The organism is Oleiphilus sp. HI0125, assembly GCF_001635355.1.
In genome coordinates this window covers 1-1,043 of record NZ_LWGF01001515.1, presented here as the reverse complement: position 1 = coordinate 1,043, position 1,043 = coordinate 1, and the positions used below count along the sequence as shown (strand labels likewise).

The 1,043-nt window shown below is 42.7% G+C and carries 1 protein-coding gene; it reads right to left on the bottom strand.

Translation table 11 applies throughout. The features are described 5' to 3' along the window. Positions 1-52: 52 nt before the first annotated feature. A partial coding sequence (locus tag A3762_RS25420; RefSeq protein WP_068758199.1) for a sensor histidine kinase occupies positions 53-1,043 on the bottom strand: 991 nt, incomplete at its 5' end.

The window sequence follows — 1,043 nt, the reverse complement described above, 5'->3', positions numbered from 1 at the left end:
TCGGGCTAAAGGTTCATCATCTGCAATTAAGATCTTGGTCGCTTCTTTCATATTAATGACTGCTTTGAATTGGCAGCCGGAGCGTTGTGGTAAAGATGTTATTGTGTTGACTTGTCTTCAGAACGGCAGTCTTTTTGTACATAGCAGAAAGGCGATCTGCAATATTCGATAAAGCGATATGATTTCCGTGCGTGTTTTTTTCTGATTCCCCAACAGGATTAGACACTAATAAATACACATGCTCGTTCTTTATATACGCTTCAAAATCGATTGTTCCTCCATCTGCTAGAGGTTGAATGCCGTGATAGATTGCATTCTCAACAATCGGTTGTAGTGTCAGAGGTGGAATCATTACCTGCAAAGTATTGTCGGCGATTTTCCAAGATACCCTTAACCGATCGCCAAGTCGTAAGCCTTCTATATTCAGATACTTTTTACACAGAGAGATCTCTTCTTGAAGCGCAACGTATCGGCGCTGTGTATTGAGAGTGGAGCGAAAAAGTTCTGATAAATCGAGTACCGCGTCCTCCGCTAGTTCAGGTTTCGTAGCGATCAAACTGGCGATGCTGTTCATGCTATTAAATAAAAAGTGCGGTCGAATGCGAGATTGAAGTGCCTCAATTCGCGCTTGTAGTTCGGCTTTTTGCTGCTGCTTCGCCAGATAGCCCAAGTAAAAGTAACGGAGTGCTAATCCGCTAATTAGTCCTGCAACAATCGTATTTTGAATAATGAAATTGGCGTTATCGACAATATGGGTTTCTACAAATCGTATGCTGGCATAACTAATCAAGGCCGTTACTAGCATAACGATAAGTAGTGCTAAAAAAGCCTGGGCAATGATGCTAAAGCGAGCATTGATTGGACGAGCAGCACAGAGTAGAACGCAAGAACTGAGTCCAATGGCATGCAATATGAGCGAGGTGAAGCCAAGGGTTTGCCAATCTAGCAGGCCATGCGTTGTTTGAATCAAAGCAATAATAAAGGCCAAAACTTGCGTGCATAAAATGACGATCGCAATGCTTTGAGCGTGACATAAATTCGGA